The sequence below is a fragment of the Kitasatospora saccharophila genome (genome assembly GCF_039529925.1).
GTDB lineage: Bacteria > Actinomycetota > Actinomycetes > Streptomycetales > Streptomycetaceae > Kitasatospora > Kitasatospora saccharophila.
Map to the genome: position 1 here is coordinate 1 of NZ_BAAANS010000087.1, position 23865 is coordinate 23865.

Consider the following 23865-nt stretch of genomic DNA (forward strand, 5'->3'; position numbering starts at 1 on the left):
ACACCGACCAGCCGAAGGCGGCCAGGGTGCCGAGCGAGACCAGGGTGTCCATGGTCGCGGCGCCGTGCCGGGCGTTGGTCCAGGCGGCCCGGTGGAAGGGGAGGCCGCCGTACACGACGACCGGGCCGGTGAGGGCGAACGCCAGCCACTGCCAGTTGTCGAACTGCAGGGCGGGGACCATCGAGAGCAGCACGACGGGGACGCTGAGCACGGCGCTGACCAGCAGCCGATCGCGTAGCGGGTCGGGCTCCCGGGCCGGTTCCGCCGCGGGTTCGGGGGCGGCGGGTGGCGGCGGGAGCTCGGCGGTGTAGCCGGTCCGCTCCACGGTGGCGATCAGGTCGGCGACGCTGGTGCCGGGGCCGAACTCCACCCGGGCCTTCTCGGTCGCGTAGTTGACGCTGGCCGCGACGCCGTCCATCCGGTTGAGCTTCTTCTCGATCCGGGCGGCGCAGGACGCACAGGTCATGCCGCCGATGGACAGCTCGACGCTCTCGTGCGGGGTGGCCGCGGGGTCGGTGGTGGTGCTCATCAGCTGGTCCGCTTCGCTCGGTGCACGGAGGGAGGGGTGCGGGGGCGGCCCGGGCCGCCCCCGCGGGCGGGTCAGGAGGCCCGGCCGACCAGTTCGTAGCCGGCCTCGTCCACGGCGGCGGCGATCTGCTCGTCGCTGGGGACGGGTTCGGCGGTGACGGTGACGGTGCCGGCCGCGGCGTCGGCGGCGACCGCGGTGACGCCGGGCAGGGTCGAGACCTCGCCGTTGACGGCCTTCTCGCAGTGGCCGCAGGTCATCCCGGCGACGGTGTAGGTGACGGTGCTGGACATGGGGACCTCCAAGGACGCGCTCGGGCTGGGCCGGGTGCGGTGCGCTGACAACAACCACAATACCCCCTGGGGGTATTCCGTCCAGGGGGTGGCGCGTTCGTGCGCGCGCGGTCCGCGGCCCGCCCCCGAGGGTAGTGCGCACCGGACCGGGAACGGCAACGGCGGGCGGCACCGCGCCGGGCCGCCCGCCGTCGGTCATCCGAACGGTCAGGTCGCGGCGGGCGCCCGCTCCTCGCGGCGCACCAGCGTGCGCAGCCACAGCAGGCCCAGCAGCGAGACGACGACCAGGCCGAGGGTGTCGTACAGGGTGTACAGGTGCACCTGCTGCTGGGTGGGCTGCGGCAGGTAGCCGTTGGCGAACAGCCGCTCCTGCAGGTCGGTGGTGGTGGTGCGGACCACCAGCCAGACCGCGATGCCGTTCATGCTGTCCCACAGCGCGTGCAGCAGGGAGACGCCCAGGTAGGTGAGCAGCACCGGGGCGGTGAAGCGGAAGTGCGCGCCGCGGCGCTCGCGGAACAGCACGCCGCCGAGGAGGCCGGTCCACAGGATGTGGCCGACCGGGGCGAGCAGGCCGCGCAGGATCTCGGTCTCCACCAGGTTCTTCAGCGACAGGCCGTGGATGGTCAGCACCGCGTTGAACGCGTACCCGGCGCTCTCGAACGCGGCGAAGCCGGCGCCGACCGTGGCGCCCAGCACCAGGCCGTGCTTGAGGCCGCGGACCGGGATGCCGCGGGCCACCAGCACCAGCGCGAAGAGCTTCACCGCCTCCTCGATCAGGCCGACCCCGAGGTACATCCACACCGAGGGGGAGAGCAGGTAGGTCTCCAGCACCGAGGCGCCCAGCACGCCGATGATCCCGCCGACGCCGAAGCAGGCCAGGATCCGGCCCGGGCCGACGTCCGAGGCGAACCGCTCGTACGCCCAGACGGTGAAGGTGGCCGGGACCAGGAAGCTGCCGAGCAGCACGATCGTCGGCACCAGGTTGCTGTTGGAGGTGGCGAAGGTGACCAGCACGGTGGCCACCCACAGGGCCAGGCCGGTCAGCAGGACCTTCAGCCAGTAGCGGGTGGGTGCGGCGCTGCCCCGGCGGGGCGGGGGTACGTTCCGGCGGCCGCTCGGGTTGCCGTAACTCGGGGGTGTCGTGCCGTAACCGGACATCCGGGAGCCCTTCCGTCGCCGCGTAGCTGTGGTGAACGTACGGTATGACAATTTGGGGTGATTGGCCTGCAATGTCGGAATTTCGCCCGGACGGAGCAGGGCCTCCGGACGTCCGATATGTTCGGAAGGTGCACCTTCGAGACGGGGACGGAGCACCGTCCGGCCGGACCGGCGGGCTGCCGCCCAGCAGGCAGCGCAACGCCCTGCTGGCGGCCGACCTGCAGGACCTGTCGCTGCTGCGCCGGGCCGGACCCGCGCTGGTCGCCATCGCCCTGGTCTCGGTCGCCGACTACCTGTCCGGACGGGACCGCTACCTGGCCCCGCTGATGGTCGTCGTCCCCTCGGTGGCCGCGCTCACCCTGCGGCCGCGCGAACTGCTCGCGGTCTGCTTCCTCGGCCTGATGGCCCTGTTCGGCCTCAGCCACTTCGACCAGGTCGTCGACTTCAGCGACAGCCGCTTCCTGTACGGGGCGATCGTCAGCTACGTCGCCGTCACCGCGCTCAGCGCCTGGATCGCCGAACTGCGGATGCGACGAGCCGCGGCCTTCGCGGCCGTCAGCTCGGTCGCGGAGGCCGCCCAGCGCGCACTGCTGCGCCAGCCCGAACCGGTGGTCGGGCCGCTGCGGCTGGCCGTGCGCTACGTCTCCGCCGCGGACGCCGGCCGGATCGGCGGCGACCTGTACTCCGTCCTGGACACCCCGTACGGCACCCGGGTGCTGGTCGGCGACGTCCGCGGCAAGGGGCTCGGGGCGGTGCAGACCGCCGCCGTGGTGCTCGGCGCGTTCCGGGAGGCCGCCTACGACGAGGAGCGGCTGCCCGCGGTGGCCGGGCGGATCGAGGCCAGCATGCGCCGGCACGTCCCCGACGGGGAGTTCACCACCGCGATGTTCGCCGGGTTCCGCGAGCCGGGCAGCGTCGACCTGCTGCACCTGGGCCACGTCCCGCCGCTGCGGGTGCACGCCGACGGCAGCGCCGAGGTGGTCGACTTCGCCGAACCCTGGGTGCCGCTCGGCCTCGGGCACCTGGTCTCCGGCCGGCCCCGCCCGACCGCCGTGCCGTTCGGCCCGCGGGACGTCCTGGTGCTGTGCACCGACGGCGTGGTCGAGGCCAGGGGCGCCCGCGGCGGCGGGTTCTACCCGCTGGCCGAACGCGCCGGGCCGCTGGTGCGCGACGGCTGGCGCTCGCTCGCCGACCTCGACGCCGCCGTCGCCCGCCTGTACGCCGACCTGCTGGCCCACACCGGCGGCGAACTCGGCGACGACGCGCTGCTGCTGCTGGTCACCCGGCCCGGACCGGACGCGGCGGACTGAACGGGACGCTCACTTGGCGTCGCCGTAGCAGTCCACCACGGCGGTGGTCAGCGGGAAGCGCACCGGGGTGTCCCCGAAGACCAGCGCGGTGGCCTCCTCGGCGGCCTCCGCGACCGCCGCGGCCACCGCGTCCGACAGGTCGGCGGGGGTGTGCACCACCACCTCGTCGTGCTGGAAGAACACCAGGTGCGGCCGGTCCCCGCCGGAGCGCAGCGCGGCCAGCCGGCGGCGCAGCGCCGCGAGCAGCGCCAGCGCCCAGTCCGCGCCGCTGCCCTGGATCACGAAGTTGCGGGTGAACCGGCCCCGGGCGCGGGCCGAACGGCCGCCCGCCTCCCCGGCCTCCGGGGCCTCCGTCAGGTCCAGCCAGTCCGCCGAGGGCGGCGGGCAGACCCGGCCCAGCCGGGAGGAGACCACCCCGCCGTCCTCCCCGGTGCGGGCCGCCGCCTCCACGTACCCCATCGCCGCCGGGTAGCGGCGGCGCAGCGTGTGCAGCAGCGGGCCGATGCCGCCGCCGGTCTGGCCGTACATCGCGCCCAGCAGGCCCAGCTTCGCCTTCTCCCGGTCGCCCTGGAAGGCGCTCGCGGCCAGCGCCGCGTACAGGTCGCCGCCGGCCGCCGTCCGGGCCAGCCCGGCGTCGCCCGACAGGGCGGCCAGCACCCGCGGCTCCAGCTGCGCCGCGTCCGCGACCACCAGCAGCCAGCCCGGATCGGCCACCACCGCCCGGCGCATCGTGCGCGGGATCTGCAGCGCGCCGCCGCCGCGCGAGGCCCAGCGGCCGGTCACCACGCCGCCCACCACGTACTCCGGGCGGAACCGGCCGCCGCGCGCCCAGGCCGCCTGCCAGGCCCAGCCGTGCGCGGCGTGCAGCCGGGACAGCTCCTTGTAGCGGACCATCAGGGCCGCCGCCGGGTGGTCCACCGCCTTCAACTCCCAGGAGCGGGTCGAGGACAGCTGGACGCCGCGGTCCGCGAACGCCTTGATCACCTGGGTGTGCGAGTCCAGGTTGAACGGGCGGGCGCCCAGCGCCCGCTGCACCTCCAGTGCCAGCTCGGCGAGCTTCGTCGGCTGGGTGCCCGGGATGGTCGGACGCGGGCCCAGCAGCTCGGTCAGCAGCGCGTCGTGCACGTCCGTGCGCCAGGGCAGCCCGTCGTGCGCCATCTCGCAGGCCAGCAGCGCGCCCGCCGACTCGGCCGCCACCAGCAGCCGCAGCCGGGACCGGGCCGCCGGGTCGGCGATCGCCGCCAGCCGCCGCAGCTGCTCGGCGTGCACCGCGACGGTGGCCTCCAACTGGTCTGTGCCCGGCGGCAGTTGCAGCCGGTCCGGAGCGAACAGGCCGTCCTCGTCGGGCAGCGCGCCCTCCGGCAGGTCGGCCGGCACCGGCAGGGCGCGCAACCGCGCCCAGGCCGCGCCCAGCGAACGCGGCGCCCCGAACCGGCCCTCCCGGCCCAGCAGCAGCGCCTCGGTCAGCCGCAGGTCGTGGCAGCGCGCCAGCCGCTCGGGCAGCGCGGCCAGCAGCGGCCCGTACGCGGCGTCGGCCGCCGGCCACACCCAGCGCGGGGCGTGCGCGGCCTCCACCGCGGCCACCGCCTCGGCCAGCCGCGGCGCGGGCTCGGGCGGGCCCAGTGGCGCGCCCTCCTCGTCGAGCGGCTGCAGCCGGCCGCCGGGGCCGTGCGGATCGGGCACCAGGGCGTAGCGCACGGGCGACGGCTCCTCTCGGGGACGGGCCGGGACGGGCCGGGGGCCAGGGCCGGTTCGGGTACGTGTTCGGGGGTACGGGCAGGACCTGTCGACGGTAGCCGGTGGCGGTGACAGGCGGCGCCACGACGCGGGCGACGGGGGTGCGGCGGCGGCTGACGGCGCCGCACCGCCGGGGGCGGCGCGCGGGCGGCGGGGGTGCGGCGGCGGCTTGACGTGACAGTGTTCCGCCAGGGCCCGGTGGCCCGTAATGTCGCCGTTATGAGCGACAACCCCTTCTTCGCGCCCAGCACCCTGGTGTACGAGCTCCCGCCCTTCGCCGAGATCCGGGAAGAGCACTACCGCCCCGCCTTCGACCGGGGCATGGCCGACCAGCTCGCCGAGGCCGCCGCGATCGCCGCGAACCCCGAGCCGCCGACCTTCGAGAACACCGTGGTGGCGCTGGAGCGTTCGGGAGCGGTGCTGCGCCGGGTGACGGCGGCCTTCTTCAACCAGGACTCCTCCGACACCACCCCCGGCATCCAGGAACTCGACGCCGAGATCAGCCCCCGGCTGGCCGCCCACGCCGACGCGATCCACCTCGACGCCGCGCTGTTCGCCCGCCTCGACGCCCTGCACGCGGCCCGCCACGAGCTGGGCCTGGACGCCGAGTCGCTGCGCCTGCTGGAACGCCGGCACACCGCCTTCGTCCGGGCCGGCGCCCGGCTGGACGCCGACGGCCAGCGGCGGCTGCGCGAGATCAACGCCGAACTCGCCGCCGACGCCGCCGCGTTCCGCAAGAACACGCACGACGCCTCGCTGGCCGGCGCGGTCGCCGTGGACAGCGCCGCCGCCCTCGACGGCCTGTCCGCCACCGCGGTCGCCGCCGCCGCCGAGAACGCCCGCGCGCTCGGCCAGGACGGCCGCTGGGTGCTCAGCCTGAAGAACTTCTCCAACCAGAGCGAACTCGCCGCCCTCACCGACCGCGCCCTGCGCGAGCGCCTGCTCACCGCCTCGCTCCGCCGCGGCCTGGACACCAACGGCCCGCTCGCCGCCCGGATGGCCGCGCTGCGCGCCGAACGCGCCGCCCTGCTCGGCCACCCCAGCCACGCCTCGTACGTGGTCGCCGACGAGACCGCCGGCACCGTCGAGGCGGTGAGCGCCATGCTCGGCCGGCTGGTCGCCCCCGCCGTCGCCAACGCCGAGCGCGAGGCCGCCGACCTGGCCGCCGCCGCGGCCGCCGACGGCATCGCCGAACTCGCCGCGCACGACTGGGCGTTCTACGCCGAGAAGGTGCGCGCCGAACGCTACGAGGTGGACACCGCGGCGCTGCGGCCCTACTTCGAACTGGAGCGGGTGCTGCGCGACGGCGTCTTCCACGCCGCGAACCTCGCCTACGGGCTGACCTTCACCGAGCGGCCCGACCTGACCGCGTACCACCCCGACGCCCGGGTCTTCGAGGTGTTCGACGCGGACGGCTCGGCGCTGGGCCTGTTCATCGGCGACTTCCACGCCCGCGAGTCCAAGCGCGGCGGCGCCTGGATGAACGAACTCGTCCCGCAGTCCCGGCTGCTGGGCACCCGCCCGGTCGTCGTCAACAACCTCAACATCGCGCGCCCGGCCCCCGGCGAGGCCGCGCTGCTCAGCTGGGACGAGGTGCGCACCCTGTTCCACGAGTTCGGGCACGCGCTGCACGGCCTGTTCTCGGACGTCCACTACCCGTCCTTCGCCGGGACCGAGGTGCCGCGCGACTTCGTCGAGTTCCCGTCCCAGGTCAACGAGATGTGGATGACCCGGCCCGAGGTGCTCGCCCACTACGCCCGGCACCACGTCACCGGCGAGCCGCTGGACGCCGCCGTGGTCGAGCGGATGCTCGCCGCCGAGAACTACGGGCAGGGCTTCCGGACCGTCGAGTACCTGGCCGCGGCGCTGCTCGACTGGGCCTGGCACACCCGGACGGCCGCGGACCCGGTGGTCGCCGATCCGGAGGAGTTCGAGGCGCGGGCGCTCGCCGGGGCGGGCATCGCCCTCGCGGCGGTGCCGCCGCGCTACCGCACCGGGTACTTCAACCACGTGTTCTCGAACGGGTACAGCGCCGGGTACTACGCGTACATCTGGTCCGAGGTGCTGGACGCCGAGACGGTGGAGTGGTTCGGCGCGAACGGGCGCGGCGTGCGGGAGAGCGGGCAGCTGTTCCGGGAGCGGCTGCTGTCCCGGGGCGGCAGCCGGGACGCGCTGGAGTGCGTGCGGGACGTGCTGGGGCGGGAGCCGGAGATCGGTCCGCTGCTGGCGCGGCGCGGGCTGGAGTAGCCGGCCGCACGGCGGGCGGGGACCGGGAACGGCCGGGCGCGGTCGCCCGCGCGGTTCCCCGCGCCCCGGCGGGGCGCGGGGGCGCGGGGGCGGGGAGGAACGAGGGGGCCGGGCGGGGTCAGACCTCCGGGGCGGCCAGCATCGGCGGCAGGTCGGCGGCCGCGGAGAGCCGTCCCCACAGCAGGTCGGCGAGGGCCTGCACCATCCGGGCGCGCGGGCAGGGGCGGGTCTCCAGCCACCAGTCGCCGGCGGCCAGCACCATGCCGGTGATCGAGCGCCCCCAGGTCTCGGAGAGCAGCGGGCCGTCCTGGCCGAGGTCGATCTGCTGCTGGATGGCGCGGGTGATCTCCTCGGCGATCTGCCGCAGCGCGGGCGCCAGCGCGTTGCCCGCGCCGGTGGGGTCGCCGGGCTCGGGGTGGGTGAGCAGCCGGTACACCTGCGGGCGGGACTCGATCGCGGCCAGGTAGACGTCCAGCACGTGCTCGACCCGGTCGCGGCGCTCCAGCGGCTCGTTCAGGGCCGAGCGGACGGCGGCCAGCAGTCCGGCGGTGTGGCGCTCGGTCAGCGCGCCGATCAGGCCGTTCCGGTCGCCGAAGTGCCGGTACAGGATGGGCTTGGTGATGCCGGCCTCGGCGGCGATCGCGTTCATGCTCGCGCTCGGGCCCTCGCGCTGGACGACCCGGTCGGCGGCGTTGAGCAGTTGTTCGCGGCGGGGTTCGGTGGTCATGCGCTGCTCCTCGTGCGGGCGGGTATGCGGCTCGTCGGGCGTTGACACCGGTTACCTATCGGTAGCAGACTCGCCGCCATGTTACCGGAGGTAACAGCACAGTGGCGCGATCCCTCCGGCCCGCACCCCGTCTCCTGGAGGCCGACATGACCACCTTCTCGCTCGACCCCGGGCCGGACCAGATCGCCGTCCGCGACTGGCTGCACGGCTTCGCCGCCGACGTCATCCGCCCCGCCGCCGCGGAGTGGGACGAGCGCGAGGAGACCCCCTGGCCGATCATCCAGGAGGCCGCCAAGCTGGGCATCTACTCCCTCGACTTCTACGCCCAGCAGTTCTTCGACCCCTCCGGCGTCGGCATCCCGATCGCCATGGAGGAGCTGTTCTGGGGCGACGCCGGCATCGGCCTCGCCATCACCGGCACCACGCTGGCCGCCGTCGCCGTCCTCGCCAACGGCACCGACGAGCAGATCGGCACCTGGGCCCCGCAGATGTTCGGCACCCCCGAGGACGTCAAGGTCGCCGCGTTCTGCTCCTCCGAACCCGACGCCGGCTCCGACGTCTCCGCGCTGCGCACCCGCGCCGTCTACGACCAGGCCAAGGACGAGTGGGTGCTCAACGGCACCAAGACCTGGGCCACCAACGGCGGCATCGCGCACGTCCACGTGGTGGTCGCCACCGTCGACCCCGAACTCGGCTCCCGCGGCCAGGCGTCCTTCGTCGTCCCGCCCGGCACCGCCGGCCTCAGCCAGGGCCAGAAGTTCAAGAAGCACGGCATCCGCGCCTCGCACACCGCCGAGGTCGTCCTCGACGGCGTCCGGGTCCCCGGCCACTGCCTGCTCGGCGGCAAGGAGAAGCTCGACGCCCGCCTCGCCCGCGCCCGCGAAGGCGCCAAGGGCGGCGGGAAGAACGCCGCCATGGCCACCTTCGAAGCCTCCCGCCCCGCCGTCGGCGCCCAGGCCATCGGCATCGCCCGGGCCGCCTACGAGGTCGCCCTCGACTACGCCGGGACCCGCGTCCAGTTCGGGAAGCCGATCATCGAGAACCAGGGCGTCGCCTTCCAGCTCGCCGACATGAAGACCCGGATCGACGCCGCCCGGCTGCTGGTCTGGCGCGCCTCCTGGATGGCCGTCAACAACAAGCCGTTCACCAGCGCCGAGGGCTCGATGTCCAAGCTGTACGCCGGGGAGACCGCCAAGTACGTCACCGCGCAGGCCATGCAGATCCTCGGCGGCAACGGCTACACCCGCGAGTACCCGGTCGAGCGGATGCACCGCGACAGCGCCATCTACACCGTCTTCGAGGGCACCAGCGAGATCCAGCGGCTGGTCATCGCCCGGGCGATCTCGGGCGCGCCGATCCGCTGACGGTCCGGCGGGGCCCCGCCGGCGCCTCACCGGCGCCTCACCGGCGCCCCACCCGCGCCCCGGCGGACCTCAGAACCGGGGTTCGCGGCGCTCCAGGAACGCCGCCAGGCCCTCCCGGACGTCCGGCGCCGTCCGGGAGGCGCGCTCCCACGGGGCCAGCGCCGCCGCCGCGTCCGCCGGGGCGACCGACAGCGCCGCCTTCACCGCGCCGATCGTCTGCGCCGAACGGCGGGCCAGCAGCGCGGCGAACTCCCGGACCCGGGCGTCCAACCCGGCGGACGGCAGCACCTCGTCCAGCAGACCGAACCGCTCCGCCCGGTCCGCGGACAGCAACTCGCCGGAGAACAGCAGGTACTTGGCCCGGGCCGGGCCCACCAGCGCGGCCAGCCGCAGCGTCGGCACCGCCGGGTACACCACGCCCAGCTTCGCCGGGGTGATGCCCAGCCGGGCGTCCTCGGCGGCCAGCCGCAGGTCGCAGGCCAGCGCCAACTGGCAGCCCCCGCCCACGCAGGCGCCCCGGACCGCCGCCAGCGTCGGGCGCGGGAACGCCGCCAGCGCCTCCTCCGCGGCCACGTTCAGCGCGTGGTAGGCGTCGGCGGCCGCCGGGTCCGCGTACACCCCGGCCAGTTCGGCGATGTCCGCGCCCGCCGAGAACGCGCCGCCCGCGCCGGTCAGCACCAGCGCCCGGACGTCCGGGCGCTCCGCCAGCGACGCCAGCACCCCGGGCAGCGCCCGCCACATCGCGCCGGTCACCGCGTTGCGCCGCTCCGGGCGCTCCAGCAGCAGCACCGCCACCCGGTCCTGGCCCACCCAGCAGCGCAGGCCCGGCGTACCGGTGGGCAGTTCGGCGTCGCCCGGGCCCGGGCGGTCGAGCGGGTGGGCGGTGCGCGCGGGCATGACGGGCCTCTCGGGGGACGGCGGGTGCCGCCCCAGGCTCCCACGCGGGCCCGCGCCGGGCGACGTGACCCGCGTCAACCCCCCCCCGCTACGCCGCGCGGGCCGCCCGCCACTCCGGGGCCAGCATCGACCAGACCTCCAAGTCCAGCCGGACGCCCAGGTGTTCGGTGTGCTTGCGGAGCGTGCCGTCCAGCGTCATGCCCAGCCGCTCGGCGACCGCCCGGCTGCGCAGGTTGACCGTGCTGTTCCACCACTCGGCGCGGTACAGGCCGCGCTCCAGCAGCGCGTAGTCCAGCAGGTGGCGGGCGGCCGCGGTGACCAGGCCGCGGCCCCGGGCGGCCGGCTCGGTCCACACGCCGATCTCGCACACCCCGCCCGGGGCGTCGAAGCCGACGAACATCACGCCGCCGACCAGGGTGCCCGCCAGCCAGATGCCGTGGATCCGGCCGGTGTCCGCGGCCTGCTTGTCGGCGAACTTCCGCAGCGTCGCCCGGGCGGACTCCAGGTCGGTGCTGCGGGTGGCCCACGGGATCCACGGGTCGACCCCGGCCCGGGCGCGGTCCATGTGCGCCAGGAACTCCCCGGCCTGCCACGGTTCCAGCGGGCGCAGCTCGGCGTCCTCGGCGAGCGCTACGGCGTACATGGTCGGCGTCCCTTCGGGTCACGGGGCCGTACCGCGGGGCGCGCCCCCGGGTACGTAACAAACGTTTGGTAGGTACCCTAGCGCGCATGACTCCACCCGCCAGGGGCGACCACGAAGCCCGCCGCCGCGACGTCTCGGAAGCCGTCGGGCGGGTCCTCGCCGAACGCGGCTTCGGCGGCCTGACGCTGCGCGCGGTGGCCGCCGAACTCGGCGCCTCCACCGGCCTGCTCACCCACTACTTCCCCAGCAAGCGGGCCCTGGTCGCGCACGCGCTGGAGGTCCTCGACCGGCAGGCCGCCGGACGCCACCGGCCCGCCACCGAGGCCGCCGGTGCCGCCCGCGGCCTGGTCGCGCTGCGCGCCGCCCTGCTCGACGTCCTCCCGCTGGACGCCGCGGGCGCCGCCGGGAACCGGATCTGGGTCGGCTCCTGGGACGCCGCCCTCGGCGACGCCGAACTCACCGCCGGGCACGCCGAGCGCTACCGCCGGGCCCGCCGCAGGATGGCCGAACTCTGCGCCCAGGCCCAGGAACTCGGCGAACTCCCGGCCCGCCGCCCGGCCGGCGACCTCGCCGCGCTGGCCCAGTCCTTCGTCCTCGGGCTGGTGGTGCAGGCGCTGTTCGCCCCGGAGGAGTTCCCGCCGGAGCGCCAACGCGCGCTGCTGGACGGGTTCCTGGCGGACCTGGCGACGGGACGGGAGTAGCCGCGCGCGGGGCGGCGGGCCGCCGGTGCGGGGGGCCGGGGGCAGTGGGCGGAGGACCGCCGCGTACGGTGGGCGAGTGCTCACCCTGCGGCGTCGGGGCCGGTCGGGCCGTGTGGGCGCCCCCAGCAGGATTCGAACCTGCGACCTACCGCTTAGAAGGCGGGTGCTCTATCCGCTGAGCTATGGGGGCCGGGGTGTGACGTCGGCCCGCTTGCCGGGCCTGGGCCGGGACGGGATGTTCCGGGACAGGATACGGGTGTTCAGTTCCGCCACCTGGACTTCGAAGACCGGACCGGGGTGTGTCGGTCTCCGCGGGGCGGTCCGATAATCGCAGGTAGTGCCGTGGAGTGCAGCGGTCTACCGGCCCTCGGTGCGGGACGTTGTGCAGTCGTTACGGGGCTGCAACCCCACCCGTTATGGATTCGGCGGGGCAATCGCCCGGGGCGGCCCGCGGGTGGGGGCGCGTTTAGGGGTTCCATCGGTCGGATGACATGGACGGGGCGAACCCGTGGCCACCCGTTCGTGGTTTCGCGGGGTGGAGCGGGGGCGGCCGCGGGGTGGGCGCGGGGCCACCGGCAGGGGTGGCGGGTGCGGTGCGGGGTGGTGCGGGGTGGCGGATGCGGGTGGCGCGGGACGGCGGGCGCGGGGCGGCGGGAGGCGCCGGGGGCGGCGCGGTCGGACCTTTGTCGTGGGCACGGCAATGAAATGGTCGATTTTCGACCGGAAAACGCAGTGAATTCACTCCGGAGAGCGACCGGGGTTTTCCACAGGCCGGGGTTTTCCACAGGGGCGCGGAAGGTGCTGGTACGGATTTCCCGGAAGGCGGAGGATCCTTTCGCGGCGGAGATTCCGCCGGCAAGGACCGCCGGTCGCCGCGGCCGGGGACGGAGGAATCGGAATGGACGAGGCCCTGGTGACGATGGTCGGGAACGCCGCGTCGGGCGTGACGTACCGGGAGACGGCGGGCGGGGTGTCGGTGGCCAACTTCCGCTTCGCCGCGCGGGAGCGGCGCTACGACCGCGAGCGCGGCGACTGGACGGACGGCGCGACGACCTGGGTGACGGTGGTGGCCTGGCGGCGGCTCGCGGTCAACCTGGTCAGTTCGGTGAGCAAGGGCGACCCGCTGCTGGTGAGCGGGCGGTTGCGGGTGCGCGAGTGGGAGCAGGAGGGGAGCCGGCGGGTGGAGGTGGAGATCGACGCCCGCTCGGTCGGCCACGACCTGGCCCGCGGGACGTCCGCCTTCCGGCGCGGACTGGGGGGCGATCCGGCCCCGCCGCAGGGGAGTTCGGGGGTGGACGGTCGTTCGGACGGGAGCTCGACGGGTCGTTCCGAGGACCGTTCCGAGGGCCGGGGGCCGGCGGCGGGCGGGCCGCGGGCGGTGCGACTGGTGGAGGAGGCGGTGCCGGACTGGATCGTGGCGGCGGTCGCGGCCCGGCGCCGGGCGGAGGAGGCCGGGGCGGCCGGGGAGGGAGGTGCGGATGTGGCGCAGGAGGTTCTGAACTGACGGATTCGGGGCACTTTCTGAGTCGGTGAGTGCAATCATGATTGCCGCGGTGGCGCCCCGTGGCGGTATGTCGACACATCAACTGACCTCGGCGATCAGCTATTTGATAACGGAACAGCCACGATATCGTCCTGATTCGCTACGGCCCTGGAGCGGCGGGGCCCCGCTCATAGGATGCGTCGGGTCCACACAAGTGCAGCGGCGCCACAGGGGGTGCCGCTTTGCCAGGGGCGGGTTGCCGGTGGCACGTCGCCGCCCGAAGGGATCCCACATGTTCCACAAGCAGGGGCGGGTCGTCTCCCGCATCGTTGCTGTCATGCTCGCGTCCGGTCTGACGGTCGGATCGGGCCTGCTCACGGCCGGTGCGGCGGCCGCGGCCGCGGCCGACACGAAGCCGGTCACCGCGAGGATCACCAAGTGGTCGGACGTCTGGGAGAACGTCCAGCGTTTCGACCCGCGCACCCAGGGGGACGTGAGCCTCCAGGCCGGGCCCTTCTACATCTCGATCGGCGACAGCGACGAGAAGCTCCCCGTCTACTGCATCGACCTGCTCAACGAGACCAAGAAGGACGCCGAGTACCAGGAGACCGACTGGAACTCCAGCTCGCTCCAGGACAACCCGGGCGCCGGGCCCAAGGTCCTCTGGATCCTCCAGCACTCCTATCCGGCCGTCGGCGTCGACGAGCTGGCCGCCGCCTCGAAGATCAAGGGCCTGAGCGAGCAGGACGCCGCCGCCGCGACCCAGGTGGCGATCTGGTCCTTCTCCGACCCCGGCATCAAGATCACGCAGAAGGAACACCCGCTGGCCCAGCAGTTCACCACCTGGCTGATCGACCAGGCCAACCAGAACGGCAAGGCCGAGGAGCCCAAGCCGACCCTGAGCCTCGAACCGGCCTCCGTCGGCGGGAAGTCGGGCAGCACGCTGGGCCCGATCACCGTCACGGCGGGCGGCGGCGCGGCATCGGTCGCCGTCGCCCTGGACGAGAAGGGCACCGCCGCCAAGGTCGCCCTGGTCGACGACAAGGGCGCCGCGGTCAAGAACGTGAAGTCCGGCGACAAGATCTACGCCAAGGTTCCGGCCGACACCCCCGCGGGCACCGCTTCCATCACCGCGACGGGCACCGCCAAGACCTCCGTCGGCCGGGCCTTCGTCGGCCAGAACAGCAAGGGCGAGCGCAGCCAGACCCTGATCCTGGCCGGTCACGGCACCGTTCCGGTCGCTGCCTCCGCGTCCCTCAGCTGGGGCCTGGGCGCCGTCCCGACCGCCGACGTCGCGGTCGACTGCGCCAAGGAGTCCGTGGTGGTCACCCTCGGAAACAAGGGCGACAAGGACGCGGCCTTCAAGGTCGGCGGCAAGGACTACACCGTCAAGCCCGGCGGCACCCAGACCGTGAGCGTCCCCGCCAAGGAGGACGAGAAGTACACCGTCACCGTCACCGGCCCGGACGACTTCTCCAAGACCTTCACCGGCCTGCTGAACTGCAAGACCGACAGCTCCACCCAGTCCCCGGCGCCGTCGACCTCCGCCCCGGTCTCCCCCACCACCCCGGGCTCCCCGGCCCCGTCGGCCAGCCCGACCGGCCCTGAGCTGGCCTCCACCGGTGGCGGCATGGGCACCGGCCTGACCGCCGCCATGGCGGCCGTGCTGGTCGCCGCCGGCGGTGCCGCGGTCTACGGCCTGCGCCGTCGCGGCCGCCACAGCCGGGCCTCCTGAACGACCAGCTGAACCCGTCCGCCCGGCCCCCGCGCCGGGCGGACGGGAACGGCCCCGCCTCCCGGGACAGGGAGGCGGGGCCGTTCGCGTACCGGGCCGCCCGCAGCCGCGGCCCGGGGGCCGCGCACCGAGTGCCCGGAATATGGGGCGTTCGGGACGGCTTCGCCCTTACGGCACAATGGAAGGCTGCAAGCCGATTACTCACGACGACGCCGGAGCGATCTCAACGTGGCGGAATACATCTACACCATGCGCAAGGTGCGCAAGGCACACGGCGACAAGGTCATCCTTGACGACGTGACGCTCAGCTTCCTCCCCGGGGCGAAGATCGGCGTCGTCGGCCCCAACGGCGCCGGTAAGTCGACCGTGCTGCGGATGATGGCGGGCTTCGACCAGCCCTCCAACGGCGACGCCTTCCTCTCGCCGGGCTTCACCGTCGGCATGCTCCAGCAGGAGCCCCCGCTCGACGAGTCCAAGACGGTCCTGGAGAACGTCCAGGACGGCGTCAAGGAGATCAAGACCAAGCTCGACCGGTTCAACGAGATCGCCGAGCTGATGGCGACCGACTACTCCGACGAGCTGCTCGCCGAGATGGGCACCCTCCAGGAGGACCTGGACCACGCCAACGCCTGGGACCTCGACGTCCAGCTGGAGCAGGCCATGGACGCGCTGGGCTGCCCGCCCGGCGACTGGCCGGTCACCAAGCTCTCCGGCGGCGAGAAGCGCCGCGTCGCGCTGTGCAAGCTGCTGCTGGAGCAGCCCGACCTGCTGCTGCTCGACGAGCCCACCAACCACCTGGACGCCGAGTCGGTGAACTGGCTGGAGCAGCACCTGGAGAAGTACCCCGGAACCGTCGTCGCCGTCACCCACGACCGGTACTTCCTGGACAACGTCGCCGAGTGGATCCTCGAACTCGACCGCGGCCGCGCCTACCCGTACGAGGGCAACTACTCCACCTACCTGGAGACCAAGCAGACCCGTCTCAAGGTCGAGGGCCAGAAGGACGCCAAGCGCGCCAAGCGGCTCAGGGAAGAGCTGGAGTGGGTCCGCTCCAACGCCAAGGGCCGCCAGGCCAAGTCCAAGGCCCGCCTCGCCCGCTACGAGGAGATGGCGGCCGAGGCCGACAAGATGCGGAAGCTGGACTTCGAGGAGATCCAGATCCCGCCGGGCCCGCGCCTGGGCAGCGTCGTCATCGAGGTCGACGACCTGCACAAGTCCTTCGGCGAGAAGGTCCTGATCGACGGCCTCAGCTTCACCCTGCCGCGCAACGGCATCGTCGGCGTGATCGGCCCCAACGGCGCCGGCAAGACCACCCTGTTCAAGATGCTCCAGGACCTGGAGACCCCGGACAGCGGCACGGTCAAGGTCGGCGAGACCGTCAAGATCAGCTACGTCGACCAGACCCGCTCCAACATCGACCCGAAGAAGACCCTGTGGGAGGTCGTCTCCGACGGCCTCGACTGGATCAACGTCGGCCAGGTCGAGATGCCGTCCCGGGCCTACGTGTCCGCGTTCGGCTTCAAGGGCCCGGACCAGCAGAAGCCGGCCGGCGTGCTCTCCGGCGGTGAGCGCAACCGCCTCAACCTGGCGCTCACCCTCAAGCAGGGCGGCAACCTGCTGCTCCTCGACGAGCCGACCAACGACCTCGACGTCGAGACGCTGTCCTCGCTGGAGAACGCGCTGCTGGAGTTCCCCGGCTGCGCCGTGGTCATCTCCCACGACCGCTGGTTCCTGGACCGGGTGGCCACCCACATCCTCGCCTACGAGGGCGAGAGCAAGTGGTTCTGGTTCGAGGGCAACTTCGAGTCCTACGAGAAGAACAAGATCGAGCGCCTCGGCGCCGACGCGGCCCGCCCGCACCGCGCCAGCTACAAGAAGCTGACCCGCGACTGACCGCCGACGGTCGCAGCGCCGGCCCGGCAGCACGCCCCCGCGGGCGGGCTGCCGGGCCGCTGCCCGTAGGCTGCCAGTAGGTACCCACGGGTACGAATGGAGTTTTGAGGAGAACGCCGTGGCCCGCCACATCTACGCCTGCCCCCTGCGGTGGTCCGACATGGACGCCTTCGGACACGTCAACAACGTGGTCTTCCTGCGCTACCTGGAGGAGGCCCGGATCGACTTCATGTTCACCCAGGCCGCCGAGGCCGGGGCCGGGGAGTTCGCGGGCGGCTCGGTGGTGGCGCGGCACGAGATCGACTACAAGCGGCCGCTGGTGCACCGCCCCGCGCCGGTCACCATCGAGACCTGGGTGACGAAGATCGGCGGCGCCTCGCTGACCGTCTGCTACGAGATCAAGGACGTCGCCGAGGACGGCACCGAGACGGTGTACGTCACCGCCTCCACCGTGGTCGTCCCCTACGACCTCGCCGAGGCCCGGCCGCGCCGGATCAGCCCCGTCGAGCGGGAGTTCCTGAGCCGGTTCACCGACGAGCAGCCGGCCGGCTGCGCCGCCTGACCGGGCCCCGCGCACCGCGGACCCCACGCCGACCTCCGCCGACCGCCGCCGCGCCGATGAAACGAGCTGACCCCCGGTGACCGTGCAGACCCGACTCGACCTCGCCGATCAGCGCGAGGGCGCCGACCTGGCCGCCTTCCTCGGCCGGCTGCTGCGCTACGACCGGGCCGCGGCGGTCCGGCTGCAGGCCGTGCCGGGGCCGGACGGCGGGGTGCTGGCCGTGTTCGGGCGGCTGCCGCTCGGCGAGTCCGCCGTCCTGGTGGTGCGCACCGTGCGGCTGGCCGGGCCGGTCGCGGCCGCCGACCTGACCGTCTCCGCCGGGCAACTGCTGGAGTCCGTGGACGAGTCGGGCGCCGCGCTCGGGCTGCCCGCCCCGGTCACCGGCCCGTCCTGGGCCGGGCTGCTCCCGCCGCGCTCCGGCTGGCGGCCGGTCGGACGGCCCCCCGTCGACCGGGTGGTCGGCGAAGTGCGCTCCGCCGTCGAGGAGTTCAAGCGCCGGGTCGCCGAGGTGCCGGAGCACCACCGCAGTCGGCAGGCGATCGACGCGGTCGCCGACGAGATCTGGTCCCGGCCGCTGGGCGCCGCCGCCGACCTGCCGCTGCGGGCCGCGCACGCCGCCCACACGATCGGGTTCCTGCGGCCCGGCGCCCCGCTCGCCGCGTACCGGGCCGGGGCCTGGCTGCGGTTGGACGCGCCCGCCGGGTCCGTCCTGCTGCGCACGGCGGCCGCGCCCGGCGCGGGCCTGGGCCTCAGCCCGCTGCGCTGAGCCGGCCCGTACGGAGACCGGGTCGGGCGGAACGGCCGGGCCGGTGCCGTGGCCTCAGCCCGCGGTGTTGATCATCGAGGCGGCGGCGTACGTCATGTAGCTCCACAGCTCGTGGTCGGCCCCGGCGGGCAGCGCCAGCTCGTCCAGGGCGGCGCGCATGTGCTTCAGCCAGGCGTCGTGCGCGGCCCGGTCGACGGTGAACGGGGCGTGCCGCATCCGCAGCCGGGGGTGGCCGCGGCGCTCGCTGTAGGTGCGCGGGCCGCCCCAGTACTGCATCAGGAACAGTGCGAAGCGCTCCTCGGCCGGGCCGAGGTCCTCCTCCGGGTACATCGGGCGGAGCAGTTCGTCCTGGGCGACACCCCGGTAGAAGAGGTGGACCAGCCTGCGGAAGGTCGCCTCGCCGCCGACCTGGTCGTAGAGGGTCTCCTCGGGTGCGGTGGTGGTCTCTCGCCCGGTGTCAGTCACCCGTCCATGGTCGCAGACGCCGACGGGGGCCGTACACCGGGACTTCCGGCGTACGACCCCCGTCCCGGGGCGGTCGGCGGCTACGCGTCGTCCCAGTTGAAGAAGCGCCACGCGACGGCGCACAGCACCGCGGTGAAGCCCAGCAGGATGCCCATCGCGGGCAGTGCCTCGGCGAGGCCGCCGCCCTGGCTGAGCACCGACTTCGCCGGGACGATCAGGTAGCGCAGCGGCAGCGCCCGGGAGACGTCCTGCAGCCAGTTCGGGGCGAAGTCCAGCGGGATGAAGGCGCCGCCGAGGAAGGACATCGGCAGGATGATCAGCTGGTTCATGCCGTTCGCCGACTCCTCGGTCTTCGCCAGCGAACCGGTGACCAGGCCGATCGACATGAACGCCACGGTGGCGCAGACCACCAGCGGGACCACCAGCCACCAGTTGCCGGTGAGCTTGAGCCCGAAGTAGTCGAGCTGCGCGACCATCAGGAACAGCGCGGTCTGGGCGAGCGCGACCAGCACGCTGACCAGCACCCGGGCGCCGACGATGGTGCCCGCCGAGATGGGGGCCAGCCGCAGGCGGCGCAGCACCCGGCTCTTGCGCCAGGTGACCAGCGTGAAGGAGGCGCCGTAGACCGCGCCCATGGCGACCGCGTAGGCGAGCAGGCCCGGGGTGAGGTACTGGATCGGCTTGGTGGAGTCGTCCTCGACCTTGGCGGCGTCCAGGGCGTACTTCGGGGTGACGTTCGCGGCCGCCTGGTTGGCGTTCTGCACCACCGAGTTGACGATGCCCTGCACGGTGCCGGACTTCACCTGGTCGGCCTGGCTGAAGCGGAGCACCAGGGTGCCGTCCGGCTTCTGCAGGACCAGGCCGTCCAGGTCGCCCTTCTTGACCTTGGTGAGGGCGTCCTCCTCGCTCAGGCCGGTGGTGATCTCCAGCGCGTCCAACGCGCCCCCGGCCTGGGCGCGGGCGTCGTCCAGCACCTTGACCTGGCCGACCTCGGCGACCTTGACGTGGGTGCTGCCGCCGCCCTTGTAGAGGACGCCGAACAGCAGCAGGAACATCAGCGGCAGCGCGAGGGTGAAGAACAGGGTGCCCTTGTCGCGGACGAAGCCCAGCAGCATCACCCGGGACAGGCCGACGAAGGCGTTGGCCTTCTCCTCGCCCTCGGGGGCCGGGGCCGGGGCCGGGGCGGCGGGCCGTTCGGTGGCGGTCATGCCCGGTACTCCCGTCCGGTCAGCTGGAGGAAGACGTCCTCCAGGGTGGCGCCGCGGACCTCCAGGCCGCGCAGCGCGTTCTGCTCGGCCAGCACGGACAGCACCGGGCCGGGCTCGACGGTGGACAGCGCCAGGGTGACGCCGTCGTCCTCCAGACCGGAGAACACCGCGCCCGCGGCGGTGAGCAGTTCGCGGGCCCGGTCCCGGGACAGCAGCCCGGACTCGATCCGGACCCGGACGGTGTCGTCGATCTCGCGGACCAGCGCGGCGGGGGCGCCGGTCTTCAGCACCTTGCCGTGGTCCATCACCGAGACGCGGTCGCAGAGCACCTCGGCCTCGTCCAGGTAGTGCGTGGTGAGGACCACCGTGCGGCCCTCGCCGTTGATGTCGCGCAGCAGGTCCCACAGGTTGCGGCGGGCCTGCGGGTCGAGGCCGGTGGTCGGCTCGTCCAGGAACACCAGCTCCGGGTCGTGCACCAGCGCGCAGGCGATGGACAGGCGCTGGGCCTGGCCGCCGGACATCTTGGTGGTCAGCACCGCCGCGGACTCGGTCAGGCCGACCCGCTCCAGCATCGCGTCGGCCGCTCGGGCGCCGATGCCGTAGAAGGAGGCGAAGGTGCGGATGGTCTCGCGCGCGGTCAGCTTGGCGAAGAAGGCGGACGCCTGGAACTGCACGCCCATCCGCGGCAGCAGCTTCGGGTTGCGCGGCCACGGCGCCAGGCCGAGGATCTCCACCCGTCCCTCGTCGGCCTCCCGGATCCCCTCCAGGATCTCCAAGGTGGTGGTCTTGCCGGCCCCGTTCGGTCCGAGCAGACCGTAGAACTCGCCAGTCGCGACGGAGAGTGACACCCCGTCGACGGCCTGGACATCCCCGTACCGCTTCCGGATCCCGTCCGCGGTTATTGCTTCACTCATGGGCCGAGCCTAGGGGCTCCGACAGTTCTCATAGGCACTTTTGTGCGAAAGTTGAGCGTTCTGCGACCGCCCGGTGGACGGGACCGGCCCGCGGCGGGGGAGTCGGGCTCCCCGCCGCGGGCCGGTGGTGACTGAGCGTCAACTGCCGCGGTGTCAGGCCAGGTGCACCGTGATGGTGGTCCAGGCGCCGACGTGGATCCGGTCGCCGTCGTTCAGCGGGATCGCGGTGTGCGGCGGCAGGGTGTCGGCGCCGCCGTTCATCGTGGTGCCGTTGGTGGAGTCCTGGTCGACCACCACCCAGCTGCCGTCCGGCTGTTCGGCCAGCAGGGCGTGGTGGTGCGAGGCGCCCGGGTCCTCCGGGGAGACCGACAGGTCGATCTCCGGCACGGTGCCGCGCTGCTGGCTGCGCCGTCCGATCCGCAGCTGGCCGCGGCCGGTCAGCTGGATCCGCCGCTCGGAGGTGTACTGCGGGAAGTACAGCCCCGCCGCCTCCGGACCGCTGCGGGTCATCATGTCGGTGAAGTACTCGTGGTCGGGCGCCACCACGGCGAACCAGGTGGCGCGCTGCTGCTGCGGCGCGGCCCCGGGCTGCTGCCCGGGCGGGGAGAGCCGGAACGACGTCCCCGAGTCGGAGCCCGACTGCGCCGGCCGACCCGCCGGGGGCGCGGACGGCTCGGGGTACACCGGGCCGGTGCGCTCGTAGTCGATGTCCGGGAACCCCGCCGCCGGCGGCTTGTCGAAGGCCGGCGCGGGCGGGGCGGCCGGCGCGGCCTGCGCCGCCGGGTAACCGGGGCGCCCGGGGTGTCCGGGCTGGCCGTACGGCGACTGCGGCTGCTGCGGCTGCTCGTACGGGGGCCGCTGCTGCTCGTACGGGGACTGCGGCGCGTGCGGCTGCTGGGGCTGCTGCGGCTGCTCGTACGGGGGCCGCTGCTGGTGCTGCTGCTGGTGCTGCTCGTACGGCGACTGCGGCGGCTGCGGCGGACGCTGCTCGTACGGCGGCGGGGCCGGGGGCTCGAACGCGGACGGCGCGGCCGGGGGCGTGGCGGCGGGCGGCGGGAAGCCGTAGCCCTGCTGCGGCTGCGGCTGCGGCTGCGGGGGCCGCTGGGCCTGCGGGGGCGCGGGCGGCGGCTGGTGGCCCGGCCCGGCGCCCGGCGGGCGGGCGGAGGTGGCCAGGTTGTAGTCGTAGCCGCACTCCTCGCAGTACCGGCCGGTCTGCGGGCTGCGGCAGATCGGGCAGGTGACCAGCCCGGTGGTGGGCGGGGGCGGCGGCGGAGCGCCGTACGGGCCGGGGGCGCCGGGCGCGCCCGCGGCGGGCCCGGTGGGCGTGCCGGCGGGCGGGGTCGGGGTGCGGCGCGGCTCGAAGTAGCCGCCACCGCCGGCGGGGGTGCCGGACGGCGGGGTGCTGCCCGGGCCCGGCCCGACCGGCGGGTAGCCGGAGGAGGTGTACGGGGGCGGGCCGGGCGGGCCCGGCGGTGGCGCGGCGGGGCCGCCGGGGTGCGCCTGGGCACCCGGCTGCCCCTGGGCGCCGGGCTGGGCCGGGCCGTTCGGGAAGCCGGGGATCGCCAGGCCGGGCGGCGGCGTCATCGGGAAGCCGCAGTAGTCGCACCAGTCCTCGGCCTGTGACTCGTGTCCCCTAGGGCAGATCGGCATCAGGTCCCCACTCCAGCAGGTTCGGGTCCGGCGGGTGTCCGGCTCACTTCTTCACGCGCACGGTCTTGGTCGACCGGGTCTCAAGGGTCATCGAGTCGGCCTCGCTCACGTTCTTACGGAACCGAACGGTACCCTCCCGCTCGTCGACCACGTCCACCACCTTCCGCAGCAGCTTGAGGGTGCCCTCGTTGCCGCTGGCGTATGCGAGTCGGACGGCGGTTCCGAGTCTGGCGCTCGCCAGCGCCAAGTCGCCCGCCCGGTGGGCCTCCAGGCCGTCGCGGATCGAGTCGGCCAGTTCGGCCTGCCCGGTGTAGTGCGCGACCTGCTGGTTGATCCGGGTCGAGGAGGCCGGGTCGTCCGTCCACACGGCGCGCACCAGGCCCTGGCCGAGCACCTCGGCGGTGCCGTCGGGGTGCGGCAGGACCAGGCTGATCCGGGCCGCCAGCATCTCGCTGCCGACGGCCGCCGGCGGGACCTCCACGCACACGTGGTAGTCCCGGGACTCGTCGCCCCAGGAGCCGGTCGGGTAGTCCGCGGCCCGGGTGCCCGCCGCGCTGCGGCGGTCGGTGAGGTCCTCGAACGCCGGGGCGGCCTGCTTGACGAACCGGACCCGGGCCCCGGCCGGGGTCCACACCCGCAGGGCGACGTCGGCGACCTGCTTGCCCATCGTGGTGGACATGACGGCCCGGAAGTCGTCGGCCAGGCCCGCGGACTCGGCGACGATGTCGACGGTGCCGAGCAGCGCGGAGGCGACCTTCCGCAGCTCGGCGACCTCCCAGTCGGTGCCGACGCCCCGGCAGTCGGCGGTGAAGTACCCGGCGGCGGCGTCCAGGGCGCGCTGCAGGTCGGCGGGCTTCTCGTGCTCGTTGCGGCCGTCGGTGAGCAGGACGGCGTGCCGGATCGCGCTTCCCGGGCGGGAGGCGAACAGCTGCTGCGCCTTGGCTATCCAGGTGCCGATCGCGGTGCCGCCGGACGGGTCGAGCCGGCGCAGCGCGTCCTTGGCCTGCTCGCGGGTGTGCCGGCCGGCGACGGCCAGCCGGCCGTTGCCGGGATAGACGTCGACGGCCTCGTGGGTGCCGGCGACCACGGCGAAGGCGACGCCGTCGCGCAGTTCGTCGACGGCGACGGCGGTGGCCTCGCGGGCGTGCCGCATCTTGGTGCCCGGGTACTCCATCGAGCCGGAGCAGTCGATCACCAGCACCACGGCGGCGTCCGGCCCGGGGGCGCCGATCGGCCGCCCGCCGGAGGTGCCGCCGCCGGTCGCGGTGACCGTGACGATGGCGTTGACCTCCTGGGCGCCCTGGGCGAGGTACTCGTTCTGGAAGACGTCGACGTCGAACCGGGGCGCGTCGGGCTTGGACAACGAGGCCATGCGGAGAGCTCCTCTGCCGGAGGGTCGGTGGCGGTGGCGGTGGCGGTGGTCGTGGTGTCGTCGGTGCGGTCGCCGCTGGTGCCGTCGGCGGCCGGGTCAGTCCGCGGCGGGTGCGGCGGCCGGGGTCGCGGCGGCGGTGGCGCCGGACACCGGGACGGGCGGCGCGCTCGGGACGGGCGGCACGGCGGGCGGTGCGGCGGGCGCGGGCGGGGCG

General features: G+C 74.2%; 21 protein-coding genes and 1 tRNA gene. 9 read left to right on the top strand and 13 right to left on the bottom strand.

Translation table 11 applies throughout. The features are described 5' to 3' along the window. The 3 genes from ABD345_RS36505 to ABD345_RS36515 all read right to left on the bottom strand — a co-directional run. Positions 1–529: cation transporter (locus ABD345_RS36505; RefSeq protein WP_344558665.1), on the bottom strand; the 529-nt coding region annotated here is incomplete at its 3' end. A 71-nt stretch (positions 530–600) separates the two neighbouring features. Next, the gene (locus tag ABD345_RS36510; protein WP_344558667.1) at positions 601–819 is read right to left on the bottom strand and encodes a heavy-metal-associated domain-containing protein; all 219 of its coding nucleotides are present in this window, start codon (positions 817–819) and stop codon (positions 601–603) included. A 207-nt stretch (positions 820–1026) separates the two neighbouring features. Further along, complete coding sequence (locus ABD345_RS36515; RefSeq protein ID WP_344558669.1) at positions 1027–1977, bottom strand: PrsW family intramembrane metalloprotease; 951 nt, start codon at positions 1975–1977, stop codon at positions 1027–1029. 128 nt (positions 1978–2105) lie between these two features. On the opposite strand from ABD345_RS36515, the gene ABD345_RS36520 reads away from it, so the two are divergent. Further along, positions 2106–3287, top strand: a complete 1182-nt coding sequence (locus ABD345_RS36520; protein ID WP_344558671.1) for a PP2C family protein-serine/threonine phosphatase — start codon at positions 2106–2108, stop codon at positions 3285–3287. Positions 3288–3296: 9 nt separating this feature from the next. Here the strand turns inward: ABD345_RS36520 and ABD345_RS36525 are convergent, their stop codons facing one another. Continuing rightward, positions 3297–4985: a bifunctional 3'-5' exonuclease/DNA polymerase gene (locus ABD345_RS36525; protein WP_344558673.1), complete on the bottom strand. Its 1689-nt coding sequence runs from the start codon at positions 4983–4985 to the stop codon at positions 3297–3299. A gap of 258 nt (positions 4986–5243) precedes the next feature. Between ABD345_RS36525 and ABD345_RS36530 the strand changes: the two genes are divergently transcribed. Next, a complete protein-coding gene (locus ABD345_RS36530) occupies positions 5244–7271 on the top strand; it encodes a M3 family metallopeptidase (protein WP_344558675.1) in 2028 nt (675 codons plus the stop codon). Positions 7272–7389: 118 nt separating this feature from the next. Here the strand turns inward: ABD345_RS36530 and ABD345_RS36535 are convergent, their stop codons facing one another. Continuing rightward, entirely contained in the window at positions 7390–7998 is a 609-nt protein-coding gene (locus tag ABD345_RS36535; RefSeq protein ID WP_344558677.1) for a TetR/AcrR family transcriptional regulator, read from the bottom strand. Positions 7999–8144: 146 nt separating this feature from the next. On the opposite strand from ABD345_RS36535, the gene ABD345_RS36540 reads away from it, so the two are divergent. Then, positions 8145–9362, top strand: a complete 1218-nt coding sequence (locus ABD345_RS36540) for an acyl-CoA dehydrogenase family protein (protein WP_344558679.1) — start codon at positions 8145–8147, stop codon at positions 9360–9362. A gap of 69 nt (positions 9363–9431) precedes the next feature. Here ABD345_RS36540 and ABD345_RS36545 read toward each other — a convergent pair whose 3' ends face one another. Both ABD345_RS36545 and ABD345_RS36550 read right to left on the bottom strand, forming a co-directional pair. Continuing rightward, the gene (locus ABD345_RS36545) at positions 9432–10259 is read right to left on the bottom strand and encodes an enoyl-CoA hydratase/isomerase family protein (RefSeq protein WP_344558681.1); all 828 of its coding nucleotides are present in this window, start codon (positions 10257–10259) and stop codon (positions 9432–9434) included. 88 nt (positions 10260–10347) lie between these two features. Next, on the bottom strand, positions 10348–10902 hold the full coding sequence (locus ABD345_RS36550; protein WP_344558683.1) for a GNAT family N-acetyltransferase: 555 nt from the start codon (positions 10900–10902) through the stop codon (positions 10348–10350). A gap of 86 nt (positions 10903–10988) precedes the next feature. On the opposite strand from ABD345_RS36550, the gene ABD345_RS36555 reads away from it, so the two are divergent. Continuing rightward, on the top strand, positions 10989–11603 hold the full coding sequence (locus ABD345_RS36555) for a TetR/AcrR family transcriptional regulator (protein WP_344558685.1): 615 nt from the start codon (positions 10989–10991) through the stop codon (positions 11601–11603). Between the two features lie 117 nt (positions 11604–11720). Here the strand turns inward: ABD345_RS36555 and ABD345_RS36560 are convergent. Then, a tRNA-Arg gene (locus ABD345_RS36560) sits at positions 11721–11793 on the bottom strand. Between the two features lie 708 nt (positions 11794–12501). Between ABD345_RS36560 and ABD345_RS36565 the strand changes: the two genes are divergently transcribed. The 5 genes from ABD345_RS36565 (at position 12502) to ABD345_RS36585 (ending at position 18042) form a co-directional block, all read left to right on the top strand. Beyond that, positions 12502–13107, top strand: coding sequence for a single-stranded DNA-binding protein (locus ABD345_RS36565; protein ID WP_344558687.1), 606 nt, complete (start codon positions 12502–12504; stop codon positions 13105–13107). Between the two features lie 271 nt (positions 13108–13378). Then, positions 13379–14821: a Cys-Gln thioester bond-forming surface protein gene (locus tag ABD345_RS36570; RefSeq protein ID WP_344558689.1), complete on the top strand. Its 1443-nt coding sequence runs from the start codon at positions 13379–13381 to the stop codon at positions 14819–14821. Positions 14822–15049: 228 nt separating this feature from the next. Next, positions 15050–16714: an energy-dependent translational throttle protein EttA gene (ettA, locus tag ABD345_RS36575; RefSeq protein ID WP_344558691.1), complete on the top strand. Its 1665-nt coding sequence runs from the start codon at positions 15050–15052 to the stop codon at positions 16712–16714. Positions 16715–16832: 118 nt separating this feature from the next. Then, positions 16833–17276 carry an acyl-CoA thioesterase gene (locus ABD345_RS36580; protein ID WP_344558693.1) on the top strand — a complete coding sequence of 148 codons (444 nt, stop codon included), beginning with the start codon at positions 16833–16835 and terminating at the stop codon, positions 17274–17276. 76 nt (positions 17277–17352) lie between these two features. Further along, on the top strand, positions 17353–18042 hold the full coding sequence (locus ABD345_RS36585; RefSeq protein ID WP_344558694.1) for a DUF8010 domain-containing protein: 690 nt from the start codon (positions 17353–17355) through the stop codon (positions 18040–18042). Positions 18043–18096: 54 nt separating this feature from the next. On the opposite strand, the gene ABD345_RS36590 is transcribed toward ABD345_RS36585, so the two are convergent. From ABD345_RS36590 to ABD345_RS36610, 5 genes are all read right to left on the bottom strand, one after another. After that, positions 18097–18507 carry a globin gene (locus tag ABD345_RS36590; protein ID WP_344558695.1) on the bottom strand — a complete coding sequence of 137 codons (411 nt, stop codon included), beginning with the start codon at positions 18505–18507 and terminating at the stop codon, positions 18097–18099. A gap of 80 nt (positions 18508–18587) precedes the next feature. Continuing rightward, a complete protein-coding gene (locus ABD345_RS36595; RefSeq protein WP_344558697.1) occupies positions 18588–19715 on the bottom strand; it encodes an ABC transporter permease in 1128 nt (375 codons plus the stop codon). Then, positions 19712–20629 (bottom strand): ABC transporter ATP-binding protein, encoded by a 918-nt coding sequence (locus ABD345_RS36600; RefSeq protein ID WP_344558699.1) that lies wholly within the window; start codon positions 20627–20629, stop codon positions 19712–19714. The genes ABD345_RS36595 and ABD345_RS36600 overlap by 4 nt, the downstream gene beginning before the upstream one ends. A gap of 153 nt (positions 20630–20782) precedes the next feature. Beyond that, positions 20783–22279, bottom strand: a complete 1497-nt coding sequence (locus tag ABD345_RS36605) for an FHA domain-containing protein (RefSeq protein WP_344558701.1) — start codon at positions 22277–22279, stop codon at positions 20783–20785. Between the two features lie 43 nt (positions 22280–22322). Further along, a complete protein-coding gene (locus ABD345_RS36610) occupies positions 22323–23651 on the bottom strand; it encodes a vWA domain-containing protein (protein WP_344558703.1) in 1329 nt (442 codons plus the stop codon). Positions 23652–23865 lie beyond the last annotated feature (214 nt).